The organism is Idiomarina sp. UBA3162, assembly GCF_002364475.1.
GTDB lineage: Bacteria > Pseudomonadota > Gammaproteobacteria > Enterobacterales > Alteromonadaceae > Idiomarina.
This window is the reverse complement of record NZ_DEYI01000100.1, coordinates 1-12,740: the sequence shown is the minus strand read 5'-3', so window position 1 is coordinate 12,740 and position 12,740 is coordinate 1. Positions and strand designations below refer to the sequence as shown.

Annotated in this window: 11 protein-coding genes and 1 pseudogene; 8 read left to right on the top strand and 4 right to left on the bottom strand. The window is 45.6% G+C overall.

The annotated features are described in order from the left end of the window. From B2X00_RS12090 to glmS, 4 genes and pseudogenes are all read left to right on the top strand, one after another. A pseudogene (locus tag B2X00_RS12090) lies at nt 1–209 on the top strand (F0F1 ATP synthase subunit beta); the annotation flags it as partial. Nucleotides 210–226: 17 nt separating this feature from the next. Beyond that, nucleotides 227–643 (top strand): F0F1 ATP synthase subunit epsilon, encoded by a 417-nt coding sequence (locus tag B2X00_RS12085; RefSeq protein ID WP_071462817.1) that lies wholly within the window; start codon nt 227–229, stop codon nt 641–643. Nucleotides 644–755: 112 nt separating this feature from the next. Then, complete coding sequence (gene glmU / locus B2X00_RS12080) at nt 756–2,123, top strand: bifunctional UDP-N-acetylglucosamine diphosphorylase/glucosamine-1-phosphate N-acetyltransferase GlmU (protein ID WP_290487907.1); 1,368 nt, start codon at nt 756–758, stop codon at nt 2,121–2,123. A gap of 2 nt (nt 2,124–2,125) precedes the next feature. Then, entirely contained in the window at nt 2,126–3,958 is a 1,833-nt protein-coding gene (glmS, locus tag B2X00_RS12075; RefSeq protein WP_290487905.1) for a glutamine--fructose-6-phosphate transaminase (isomerizing), read from the top strand. A gap of 405 nt (nt 3,959–4,363) precedes the next feature. Here glmS and B2X00_RS12070 read toward each other — a convergent pair whose 3' ends face one another. Both B2X00_RS12070 and B2X00_RS12065 read right to left on the bottom strand, forming a co-directional pair. Continuing rightward, nucleotides 4,364–5,239 (bottom strand): hypothetical protein, encoded by an 876-nt coding sequence (locus tag B2X00_RS12070; protein ID WP_290487903.1) that lies wholly within the window; start codon nt 5,237–5,239, stop codon nt 4,364–4,366. After that, nucleotides 5,233–6,555: a hypothetical protein gene (locus tag B2X00_RS12065; protein ID WP_290487901.1), complete on the bottom strand. Its 1,323-nt coding sequence runs from the start codon at nt 6,553–6,555 to the stop codon at nt 5,233–5,235. The genes B2X00_RS12070 and B2X00_RS12065 overlap by 7 nt, the downstream gene beginning before the upstream one ends. Before the next feature lie 190 nt (nt 6,556–6,745). On the opposite strand from B2X00_RS12065, the gene B2X00_RS12060 reads away from it, so the two are divergent. Next, nucleotides 6,746–7,633 (top strand): cation diffusion facilitator family transporter, encoded by an 888-nt coding sequence (locus B2X00_RS12060; RefSeq protein ID WP_290487900.1) that lies wholly within the window; start codon nt 6,746–6,748, stop codon nt 7,631–7,633. A gap of 14 nt (nt 7,634–7,647) precedes the next feature. Beyond that, nucleotides 7,648–8,223, top strand: a complete 576-nt coding sequence (locus B2X00_RS12055) for a glutathione S-transferase family protein (protein ID WP_071462811.1) — start codon at nt 7,648–7,650, stop codon at nt 8,221–8,223. Here the strand turns inward: B2X00_RS12055 and B2X00_RS12050 are convergent. Further along, on the bottom strand, nt 8,220–9,866 hold the full coding sequence (locus tag B2X00_RS12050; RefSeq protein WP_290487899.1) for an acetolactate synthase large subunit: 1,647 nt from the start codon (nt 9,864–9,866) through the stop codon (nt 8,220–8,222). The genes B2X00_RS12055 and B2X00_RS12050 overlap by 4 nt on opposite strands. A 115-nt stretch (nt 9,867–9,981) precedes the next feature. Beyond that, a complete protein-coding gene (locus B2X00_RS12045) occupies nt 9,982–10,368 on the bottom strand; it encodes a DUF4168 domain-containing protein (RefSeq protein WP_290487897.1) in 387 nt (128 codons plus the stop codon). Nucleotides 10,369–10,532: 164 nt separating this feature from the next. On the opposite strand from B2X00_RS12045, the gene B2X00_RS12040 reads away from it, so the two are divergent. Together B2X00_RS12040 and B2X00_RS12035 are read left to right on the top strand one after the other, a co-directional pair. Continuing rightward, nucleotides 10,533–12,014 carry a sensor histidine kinase gene (locus tag B2X00_RS12040; protein ID WP_290487895.1) on the top strand — a complete coding sequence of 494 codons (1,482 nt, stop codon included), beginning with the start codon at nt 10,533–10,535 and terminating at the stop codon, nt 12,012–12,014. Then, nucleotides 12,004–12,740 (top strand): sigma-54-dependent transcriptional regulator (locus B2X00_RS12035; protein ID WP_290487893.1); only part of this gene is annotated, 737 nt, incomplete at its 3' end. The genes B2X00_RS12040 and B2X00_RS12035, both read left to right, overlap by 11 nt.

The following is a 12,740-nucleotide window of genomic DNA, read 5'->3' as shown; positions in this document are numbered from 1 at the left end:
CTCGTGCACGTAAGATCCAGCGTTTCTTGTCTCAGCCGTTCTTCGTAGCTGAAGTATTTACAGGTGCGCCTGGTAAGTATGTATCGCTCAAAGATACAATCGCTGGCTTCAAGGGTATCCTTGAAGGTGAGTACGATGATCTTCCAGAGCAAGCTTTCTACATGGTAGGTACCATCGAAGAAGCGATTGAAAAAGCCAAAAACCTGTAACCAACTGGGAGGTTTAAATGGCGACACAAACGTTAAATCTGGAAATCGTGAGTGCAGAACGTCGGTTATTTACCGGCGTTGTGCAAACGGTCCAGGTCTCGGGTAGCGAAGGTGAGTTGGGTATTTACCCAGGTCACGCGCCTTTACTGACCAAAATCAAGCCAGGTATGGTTCGATTTGTGAGTGAGGAAGGTCAAGAAGAACTGCTGTATGTTGCCGGTGGTGTTCTTGAAGTGCAGCCAGGTCAGGTGATTGTACTTGCTGATGTTGCCGTACGTGGTGATGAATTGGACGAGCAAGAAGCGGAAGCGGCACGCAAGCGTGCTGAAGAAGCTATTGCAGATTCAGGTTCAGACATGACGTATGCTGAAGCAATTGCGGAATTATCACGTGCAATGGCGCAGCTTGAGGTTATTCGTAAGCTTAGACGTTAAAAATTAGCAAAAAAGCATTTAAAAGGCCTTGTTGTTGGTACAACAAGGCCTTTTTTGTATGTAGAATATGGGCGAATTTCAACAAAAGAATAACAGTAAGGATGCATTGCTTATGAAGCTTCGCGTAATCATTTTGGCAGCAGGTAAAGGAACACGGATGCGTTCGAACCTTCCAAAAGTGTTACATACGGTTGCTCACAAACCCATGGTGCAACATGTTATTGATTGCGCCAAAGCACTTAATCCCCATGCGATTAATTTAGTTTATGGGCATGGCGGTGAGTTGCTAAAAGAAGCGATCAACGATGCATCATTGCTCTGGAATGAACAAAAGGAGCAACTGGGTACCGGTCATGCCGTGCAACAAGTCATGGGTGACCTTCAGGCCGACGAGAAAGTGGCTATTCTCTATGGTGATGTGCCGTTGTTGATGCCAGAAACACTCAACCAATTGCTTGAAGCAAGTCAACAAACCGCTCTGGGTTTGTTAACAATGAAGCTCGATAACCCCACCGGTTATGGTCGTATAATTCGGAACGACATGGGTCATGTAACGGGCATTGTTGAGCAGAAAGACGCTCGCCCTGAACAACTGCGCGTCAACGAAGTAAATACAGGGATAATGGTTGCTTCAGGCGATGCGCTCAAGCGTTGGCTCGGCGCGTTATCTAATGACAATGCGCAAGGCGAATACTACCTAACCGATATCGTGGCAATGGCGGCAGAGGAAGGTGTTAACATTGCATCGACGCATCCAAGCGCAACTACTGAAGTTGAAGGTGCAAATAATCGCGTTCAGCTCGCATCACTCGAGCGCGCATATCAACGGCGTATGGCTGAGCGACTGATGACCGAAGGCGTCACATTGATGGATCCGAATCGATTTGATTGTCGTGGAACGGTTAAAGTCGGAAGCGATGTCATTATTGATGTCAACGTGGTGCTTGAGGGCGATGTTGAACTTGAAGACGGCGTTGTCATCGAACCTAATACGGTCATCAGAAACAGTCGAATTGGCAAAGGCACGCGTGTTAAAGCCAACAGTCATATTGAAGACGCGCAAATAAAAGCAGGCTGCCAAGTGGGTCCTTTTGCGCGCTTGCGACCCGGCGCTATCCTTGAGAATGGCGCACAAGTGGGTAACTTTGTTGAAATGAAAAAATCACGTTTAGGTGAGGGCTCAAAAGCCGGTCACCTAACTTATTTGGGTGATACCGAGGTTGGACGCAATGCGAACATTGGCGCCGGCACTATCACCTGCAACTATGATGGTGTTAATAAGTCTAAAACCATCATTGGCGATGGCGCGTTTATCGGTTCAAACAGTTCATTAGTGGCACCGGTAACGATTAGCAAGGAAGCAACGGTAGGCGCTGGCTCAGTGATTACACGGGATGTAGGTGATAACGAATTGGCGGTCGCTCGTGGAAAACAGCGAAATATTGAGGGCTGGCAACGACCTCAAAAGAAGGAAAAATAATTATGTGCGGTATTGTAGGAGCGACGTCTGAACGACGTGTAAGCGGAATTTTATTAGAGGGCCTGAAGCGGCTTGAGTATCGTGGTTATGATTCAGCGGGAATCGCTGTTATCGATAAGTCTCAGCACTTACAAACCATAAAACGTACAGGTAAAGTGCAAGCGTTGGCGGACGCGATTGAAGAGACGCCAGTAGACGGAACCATCGGAATTGCACATACGCGTTGGGCGACCCATGGTGGCGTGACCGAACGCAATGCTCACCCTCACCTATCAGAGCACGAAATTGCAGTGGTGCATAACGGCATCATCGAAAACCATGAGACTTTGCGCGAGCAACTACAAGCGTTGGGTTACGAGTTTGTAAGCCAGACTGACACCGAAGTGATTGCTCACCTTATCCATCATGAACGCAAAACTCACAACGACCTACTCGATGCGTTAAAAGCCGCTGTAAGGCAGCTTGAGGGTGCTTATGGCACTGTGGTAATGGATACAAAAGATCCTGAACGATTAGTGGTTGCGCGTTCAGGTAGCCCGCTTGTTATCGGTGTTGGCATCGGTGAAAACTTTGTGGCGTCTGACCAATTAGCGCTATTACCAGTTACCCGCAAGTTTATTTATCTCGAAGAAGGTGACGTTGCTGATATTAATCGCACCGATATCAAAATTTACGATAGCGCTGATGAGTCGGTTGAGCGCGAAGTGGTCGATTCTGATGTCAATTACGACGCAGGTGGTAAAGGTCAGTATCGCCATTTCATGTTAAAAGAAATTCATGAACAGCCTATTGCCGTTCGTAACGCACTCGAGGGCCGGTTATCTGAGAGCACGGTACTTGACGATGCGTTCGGCGAAGGCGCAGCCGAGTTATTTAAGACGGTTGAGCATGTCCAAATCATTGCTTGTGGTACCAGTTACCATGCGGGCATGGTGGCAAAATACTGGCTTGAATCAATGGCAAACATCTCGTGTAATGTAGAGATAGCCTCTGAGTTCAGGTATCGCCAGTCGTTTGTGCGCCCTAACAGTCTGCTTGTGACTATCTCGCAAAGTGGCGAAACGGCGGATACGCTCGCAGCGCTTCGTCTCTCAAAAGAAATGGGCTATCGAGGCAGTCTGACGATTTGTAACGTCGCAACCTCGTCCATGGTACGTGAATCCGATCTTGCCTTTATGACGCGTGCTGGCGCAGAAATCGGCGTCGCATCAACGAAAGCATTTACTACCCAGCTTACGGGGCTATTAATGCTCACCGTTGCGATTGGTAAGTACCGTGGCATGAACGAACAACAGCAATCCGCTATTGTAAAAGCGTTACAAACCTTACCTGCTAAACTCGAAGAAGCGGTTGAACTCGATGCCGAAATTGAAGCACTCGCGCCCGATTTTGCAAGCAAGGATCATAGTCTATTCCTTGGACGTGGTAATCAATACCCAATAGCCATGGAAGGTGCGTTAAAGCTCAAAGAGATCTCGTATATTCACGCAGAAGCGTATGCAGCAGGTGAACTTAAGCATGGTCCATTAGCGTTAATCGACGAAGAAATGCCAGTTATCGTCGTTGCACCTAACAACGAGTTGCTCGAGAAGCTCAAATCCAACGTTGAAGAAGTGCGCGCTCGTGGCGGCATTATGTATGTGTTCTCTGATAAAAACGCACGCTTCACTAGTGATGACACGATGAATGTCTTAAATGTCTGTCACTGTGATGAAGTCATCGCGCCTATCGTATACACCATTCCTCTGCAGTTGTTGTCGTACTACGTGGCCATCATTAAAGGCACCGATGTCGACCAACCAAGAAACCTTGCGAAGTCAGTGACGGTTGAATAACCGTCACTGCGCTTTGGTTTATGAATGTGGCTTAGCAATAAAGTTTCATACTTGGTGTGGTGTTACGCTCATCGTAATAGATAGCATATTCGTATTGCGGCATCCTGTAATTCTCCTGAAAAATCAGAGCAGTTATAACTAGAACATTCCGTTAAACTAAAACAGAGCTAGAGCTGAACTTACGAACTAAGCCCAAGCGTCGCTTGCGACGCGACAAACCGGACGCCTTAAGCGTTCCAACTTTTTTAGCTATTTCCCTCAGCAATGAGTTGACCAACAGTTCTCCTAGCTTGATCATCTAATCGCTTTAACAAACCAATATCGGACGTATAATTATGTCTTGATTGTTGCGTCTCGGTGGTCTTTGTTGGTTTTACCCTGTTATAGGGATTTCGTTCGCCGCTATTAATCATCTTTAAATGAGTGAAAAGTTATATGATTTATTTTTTCTACCTTTTTTTCGCAGTAGTTAATAAGGTTTGTGTTATTTTTAAGCTCAGCTTGGATTTTCAATGTTGCTTTTAGACGTCCTTTATTAGAAATTTCTTCTGTTTCGCTAAGGGGCTGAATTTTTTGACTTGAGATGTGTGAGTCGAAATATTCTTTATTTAACTTTGCTTTTTGGTCTGAAAGTACACCATTACAAAATTGCAATAGGGAAGCATATTCTTCTTCACGCTCAGCAGGTAAGTTATTTAAATAAGATTTGAAAACCATTATATGATAGGTCTCATGTACGATCTTTCCCGCTGCCTCAAGGGCTTGATGAGGGAACAACTTGGGATTGCAGAAGTTTACAGGATAGAAAAATCGGTGTGTATTATCATCTGTGCTTGATTCAGTAATTGAAAAGTTTTCTTTCGGCGTAAAGTAAATCTCAATTGAGATGTCGCTGCGGGGAAGAATTTCTTTTGCAACTGTTTTACTTAAATTAAGGCTCAAGTTGGTATAACGTTCTCGGCACTGACGTTGCTCATTATGTACAAAGAATGAGATATTTCCCCACCGGGCATTGAAATTTACTAGTTTCGAAAAATCTAAATGTCTATCGAAGTCTTTAAGCGCTACATTAGTTTTGGAAGATTGAAACGCCGAAGTAGTTACGATGTCGCCTCTATTATATTCGACGACGTGGTAAATGGTCTCGTAATTATCAGGTGTCGCAATTTTAGTAGAGGAACAACCAGTAGCCGTTAACAAAACTAGCACTAAGATTAATTTTGTAAGTTTGATTTTTAGAAAAGATGGAGGTAAATCCCTCCATCGCATAGGTTTTAGCATATTTCGATAACCTTTGAAGGGCCTCTACCTGGACCACAGCTTCCTAATCCGGCTACACTATAAGAAACTTGAGCTTTTACTTGAGATTGTTCTTTCCATTTAGCTGTAACCTGTCCACTATTTTCAGTTGAATTTACTGTTACAGTTTGAACTTCGGCACGGAAGCTGCCTGCAGAAAGCTGGTTATTTATTAACCAGTTTTTAACTGTTGACGGCTGACTAAATCGCGCCTTGTTATTTTTAACTTTGTTAAGATTCATTTTTAAATCCCCATCCGGCGCAGCTCTGCAGGTTGCGCCTAAAATCAATCGACGTGTTTTATCTTGCGTGCCATAGATGTATGCGCATAAATGCGGATTATCGGGATTAACATTAGCTGCAAGTGTGGGCTCTTTCTGCGTTTGTCTAATTGTTTGAGGTGTTTGATAGCTGTTCATTGCCACAACAGCACACGGCGACACCTCTCCGCCAAAGTCCTCGAAAAGACTCAGGTTCTTGTTGCCTAGCCGTGTTAACGACTCAATAGGGTTAATCGTCAGCGAATTGCCCTCTAATGTCATGAGAAAGGTCGCTTTGGCAGAATTTTGTGGGTCCTCTGGATCGGCAAAGTTTAACGATATTGTCGACTTATGAAGCGCCTTTCGCTTAATCAAGTAAATAGACGATTGGTTGAGAGTGCCCTTAATAAAGCGAGACTGGTTGGCTATCTTTATCGTCGCAGGTTCGCTGTTGAAGTCGGTTTTGCTGAACAATTGGGTTGCTTGTTGTTGTAACTGGTTACGTGCATCAACCGAAAAGAACGACGTTAACCCGAGATATTGAGGATTGTTTGTGCAGACGTGGTTATTAGCTTGCGTGCTATTTGAGTTAAGCCATTGCTGGTATTCATTCGCAGCTTTAAACGAACGACTTAATTGGTCACCGATATGACCCAATTGTTTATCGACTTGCTTTGCATAGGCAAACAGCTGCTTCGCGAGGTAGGTTTCACTGTTCGTATATGAGGTCTCTGAAAACCTAAAGGTTTCCGGTTTAATATCGCTCTGTATTAAGTGTGTTACAGGGGCGATTACTTTGAATGCATCGTACTGAGAGGAATCCGGTCTATGTACGATGATGCGGTACTGTGAATGGATGCTTTGATGTTCTTTTTCAGGGTTTTCATTTGTATTAACAACAATCGTGTTAAAGAACCAATCACGTAGCTGATCGGTCGTGCAATCTTGGCATTGAATAAGATAAGTCGGTGTTTCAAGTGTTTTGCCGAGTGCGTTAAAGCTCGCTAAAAGCAGTCCCAGTAGAAGAATTTTGCGCATTGTGCTTTCTCTTTTTATAACATTAAAGATACATTACGATAGTAATACTGTTTTGTCAGCATTAAATGACATCATTATCGGGTTGCCCCTCTGAATGATGCGCTTCGCATATGCATGCTATCGTGTCATAGTAGTTGCTAAGCCAACATTCACTCTGTTGTCTGTGTCACTGAGTCAAGAAGTGGAGTTTATGAGTCACGATCACCATCATCACCATCACCACGATATGTCTTCGAATCGGATTGGTTGGGCATTTTTTCTCAACTTGGGTTTCACCATTATTGAGTTTATCGGTGGCGTCTTAACGAACAGTACGGCTATCCTTGCAGATGCGGTGCATGATCTCGGTGATAGCTTATCTATTGGTCTAGCTTGGTTACTCAACAAATTCAGTAAGCGAGATCCATCTCGCACCTTCACGTATGGGTATCAGCGGCTCTCGTTAGTCGGGGCTTTTATTAATGCGGTTATTTTAATTGCCGGCTCTGTCTGGGTACTTTACACCGCTATTCCTCGATTACTTGACCCCGTGATGCCGGTTGTTGAGGGCATGATTGGTTTGGCTGTGTTTGGCGTTGCCGTTAATGGGTATGCGGCGTTTAAACTAAGCGCAGGCGAAACACTTAATGAACGTGTATTAAACTGGCACTTGATCGAAGATGTACTGGGCTGGGTCGCAGTATTGATAGTCTCAATCGTACTGTATTTTGTCGACTGGCCTATTCTTGATCCTTTATTGTCTATCGGCTTTACCTTATTTATCTTACTTAATGTTATTCGTACTCTGGCATCTACAGTGAAGCTATTTGTGCAAGCAGCGCCTAGCGAAGAAGCCTATATCGCCATTCAAGAAAAACTGATAAAACTAGATGATGTGCAAGATGCTCATCATATTCACTTTTGGTCGCTTGATGGCGAGCGTCATGTATTAACCGCGCATATTGTGGTTGCGCGCGAGCTGACTGCGGAGCAACGAGGAAAGCTCAAACTTAATATTTCCGATGCGCTACAAGGCTTTAATTTGGCGCATACTACAATTGAACTTGAGTATCCCGACGAGCCTTGTCGAGACCATTAATAGGAGAGCGGTTTATGGAACTGTTTGGTAGTTATACTTCACCGTATGTACGGCACTGTCGTATTGCGTTTAAAGAAACGGGCTTAGCGTATTCGCTTACCGAGACTGATCACGATATGAGTGCAAAGTTGAGTCCTGCTAAAAAGGTACCTTTTTTACACCACAATGACCTGCGTTTTTTTGATTCTTCGAGCATATTAAAATATGTGCGCGAAAAGAACGGTGAGCGTTTTTTCGCGGATACCACTGATTTTGACCAGTATTGTTTGGTGAATACAGCGATGGACGCCACCATCAATTTATTCTTGTTGAGCAAGGAAGGTGTCACGCCGGAAAACAATGGTTACATGAAGCGTCAGCATGAGCGCGTGCATGAAATTCTCGCTTTAATGGAAAGTCGCGACCATGCTGTTGCTTATGAGGGGCCGCATCCGTTCAGCGATGGTGAGCTGCGCTTAGGTTGTTTCCTGAGCTGGGGACTCTTTCGTTCACTGATTTCGTTAAACGAATTCCCCAAGCTACAGGCGTTTTTAGACAAAATTAACGACTACCCTATTTTTGCAGATACGCATCCAAGCCTAAAAGATTAGGCTTGGATTGCTTTCGCACGTTTAGGGATTTCCTCGTTGAGCAGCTCAACATTACGCGAGTAATCAACCGGAACATCGATGATATGTACGCCACCCTGTTCCATGCAGTCACGCATCAGTGGCTGCAGCTCTTCCGTTGCAGCTAATCGATAACCCTTGGCACCGTAAGCTTCTGCATATTTTATAAAATCAGGATTTTTAAAGTCCAAACCAAAGTCATGCAAGCCCATGTGCTCTTGTTTCCACTTAATCATCCCGTAAGCACTATCGTTTAGAATAAGCACAACCAAGTCGAGGTTCATACGGACCGCGGTTTCTATTTCTTGCGAATTCATCATAAAGCCACCGTCGCCGCAGATAGAAACCACCTTGCGGTTTGGGTGGACCAATTTAGCGGCCATTGCGGAAGGTAAACCTGCACCCATCGATGCCAACGCATTATCGAGTAACACGGTATTTGGCTGGCGCGCTGGATAATTGCGAGCGAACCAGATTTTGTAGATACCATTGTCCAACGCAATGATACCGTCGTCTGGCATGACTTCTCTCACCTCTTCTACTAGGCGCTGAGGTAACATAGGGAAAGCTTCGTCATGCGCACCTTCATCGGTGTGATCGCGCATATGCTCTCGTACTTTAAGCATGAACTCAAAATCCCAATGAGACTGCGGCTCGATACCTTCTTTAAGCTGCCAAATGCTGTTGCCGATATCGCCGATCATACTGGCGTGCGGGAAATAAACAGAATCGACTTGCGCACCTTGGAAGTTGATATGCACCACTTTGCGCTGATCAGGTTTCATCATAAATGGCGGTTTCTCAACGACGTCGTGACCGACGTTGAGGATCAAATCAGCCTGTTCTATGGCACGATGTGGATAGTCGCCGTCGGATACCGCGGCATTACCCAACCAACGAGGATGATCTTCATTAATGACGCCTTTACCCATTTGCGTTGTGATAAACGGAATACCTGTCTTATCAACGAACGCACGGAGCATCTTCGCGGTGATTTTACGGTTGGCAGCCGCGCCGATCACAATCAATGGATGCTTGGCTTCTTTCAGCAGTTTTAATACATAGTCAACTGACTTATGCTCGGTAATCGGCCTGCGTGAGTAACTTGGCGCAATCGGTGTTGCGTCCACTTCTTCAGCGGCAATATCGTCTGACAATTCAAGATGTGCTGCACCAGGACGTTCGTCTTCAGCACGACGGAAAGCCTCCCGTACGTGTGAGGGTATCGTCTTAGCACTGATAATTGGTTGAGTGTACTTGGTGATTGGCGTCATCATATCGATAACATCAATGATCTGGAATTGACCTTGCGGGCGGTCTTTAATCGGTTTTTGTCCCGTGATGACTACCATCGGCATGGCACCCAGTTGTGCATAAGCAACTGAAGTGACTAAGTTGGTTGCACCGGGGCCAAGAGTAGATAAGCAAACGCCGGGTTTTCCTGTCAACCTCCCGTAGGTTGCCGCCATAAAACCTGCCGCCTGTTCGTGACGCGTCAATACCAGTTCGATGGATGAATTTGAGAGAGACTCAAGTAGATCGAGATTCTCTTCTCCTGGGATTCCAAACACATATTCCACACCCTCATTCTCGAGAGCTTTTACCATGAGGTCCGCCGCTTTCACTTAGACACTCCTTTTAAATTCACATGAATACTAAGGTGCTACGTTATGACAGGCGATTATGATCAAAAAAGGGCGGTGCTCAGACCGCCCTTTTATTTAAAGTGTTGCGCCTCAATTACGAGTTGTCTTCACCTGATGTCATATCTTGAAGACGTGTACGCAGCTCTTCATCGCTTTGAGCACGCTGAATGATCATGTTGTACTGCTGCGGTGTTAGACCTGAATCTTCCACTGCTGCGATCATTTCTTTTTGTGCTTCTTGCTGGATGCTACGTGCTTGCTCTTGATTTTCAGCATTTTGGAACTTGTCACGATATTTTGTCGTCACTTTTTGTACGTCTTCCATTGCTGCAACAAATTTCACCAACATGCCTTCAGTGATTTTTTGTTGAGCTTGCTGTTGAGCCATCTGATTCTGCATAGCGTTATCTTGAGTTTGCGCTGCTGCAGCAGTCGTGGCTAAAGTCATTGCTGATGCTAATGCAATCATTGTCTTTTTCATGATGAACTCCTGTTGTTCAAAAAAACTTGTTCGATAAGACTAAAGCGAAGACCATGCCAACTTCTTAACATTATGAAAAATAAGGGAAAAATAAATATCGAAAATCATACAAAGAAAACTTACAGTTTCTTATGTATCCTTTTGATACACACAAAGGAGGTAATGTGACAAAAAGATACACCTTACCGCTTTCAAGTATTCAGCGCCGCTTGTTACTGTATGTGGTCATTCCGATGCTCTTGATTTCTGGGGCTGCGATAACGTTTGGGTTGAATATTGCGGGTCAACAAGAGGAAGAGCGGCTTAAAACCGATCTTAAATTGATTGGTCGGGCAATTAGTCTGCCCATCAGTGATGCGTTGTTAAATAATGATTTAACCACTGTGCAAGCCAATCTAGACTCAGTATTCAATATTGGCCGTGTTTACGGCGCCTCAGTTTACGACGTGAACGGTCAACAAGTGGCCGAAGCCGGTGTGACAGAAACTGACTTATCCGATAGTTGGTTGGCGCGACAAACAGTTCAAACTGGGGTGTCACAAGATGATTATCGTCAAGTTGAGGGACGTGAAGTATTCTCACAGTTTCTCCCGATTGTCGATCGTGGAGGCCGTATTATTGGCCTTCTGCAAATCAATCGACGCGCCAGCGACTTTGATGAACGGTTCGAGCAACTCAGCCAAGTAGCGTGGGTCAGTTGGTTTATTTTTGCAGTGGTGACTATCGCGGTGTTGGTGTTTGGTCATTATCGCGGTGTAGGGCGTCATGTTCTGTATCTTCGAAATATTATGCAACAAGTCGCACAAGGACGGCGCGATGTGCGCGTAAACACTCAAGGACCGAGCGAAATTGTAGCCATTAGCCAAGGGCTGAATGAGATGCTTGAGGCGGTGACGCGAGCAGAGCATGAAATTCGTGACAGACGACAAGAAGAGCAACGCTTGAACGAAGCTTTGCGCGCGCAAGAGAAAATGGCTGCGATCGGCTCAGTATCGAGTGGGGTTGCTCACGAGCTTGGTGCGCCGCTCACGGTGATCGATAATCGTGCTAAAAAGCTGTTGAGACATGCGACTAGCGATGACGATAAACGTCAGTTGAAAGCTATTCGGGGTCAAGTTCACCGGCTAACAAGATTGGTTAATCAACTACTCGCCTTTTCTCGCACGCCTGTGAGCGAACGCCAACAAGTGCCGATTAAATCACTGATAGAGCGCGCTCGCACTAGTGTGGGATTTGAGCTTGAGAATGATGATATCCAATGTGTCGTTGAGTATCAGGGCGATGAAGTTGTTAAGGTTGATGTATCCCGTATGGAGCTGGCATTAGTGAATGTGCTACGAAACGCGTATCAAGCGGCTAAATCAGAGGTGCGTATTGCCGTGAGTCAAACACCAAGCGCGACGGCTATTATGATAATGGATGATGGTGACGGACTTACTCAAAGCGCTCAGACGCATGCTACTTCGCCTTTTTACAGCAGTAAAACAACAGGTGAAGGGACAGGGTTGGGATTGACCATCGTGCAACACATCATGAGCGATCATGACGGCCAATTAAAGCTTAAAAACCGCGTTCAGGGCGGTTGTTGCGCGACTTTATTACTTCCTCACATAGGACTCAGATCAGGAGATTCAAATGACAGCTAATACAGCGCAAATCGCAGTTGTTGAAGATGATTCAGCGCTACGTGAGCTACTTGTTGAGGAGCTTGAAGCTGAGAACTATAAAGTTTTTGCTTTTCCATCAATCGAAGACTATCAAGCTGAGTTACCTTCAGTTGATGTCGTTGTCAGTGATATTCGCCTACCGGGATCCTCAGGTTTGTCGCTGCTGAAGCACGTCACTGAGGTCGGCGCGCCCGCACTCATCCTCATTACCGCGTTCGCTACTGTCGATCAGGCGGTTGATGCGTTAAAACACGGTGCGGCTGACTTCTTGACCAAGCCACTTGATGTTGAGCACCTGCTTCTGAGTGTGCAACGTGTGTTGGAGCACCGTCTATTAAAGCAAGAATTGACTCGTTTTAAGTCGCAGCGAAAAGGACCCGCAGGACTTATCGGTCAAAGTCCAGCAATGCGTAAGTTGTATCATCAAATTGAGCGACTCGGCACAGCCGATGGCAGTGTACTTATTACCGGCGAATCTGGCACCGGTAAAGAGCTGGTTGCACGCGCAATCCATGAGCTTAGCGAGCGGCGCGACAAACCTTTTCAAGCAGTGAACTGCGCGGGCATTCCCTCAGAACTGATGGAAAGTGAGTTTTTTGGTCATACGCAAGGGGCATTCACTGGCGCTCAAGGCAAACGCTTGGGGCTGTTCAAACAGGTTGATGGTGGCACTCTACTGCTTGATGAAATCGGTGAAATGCCGTT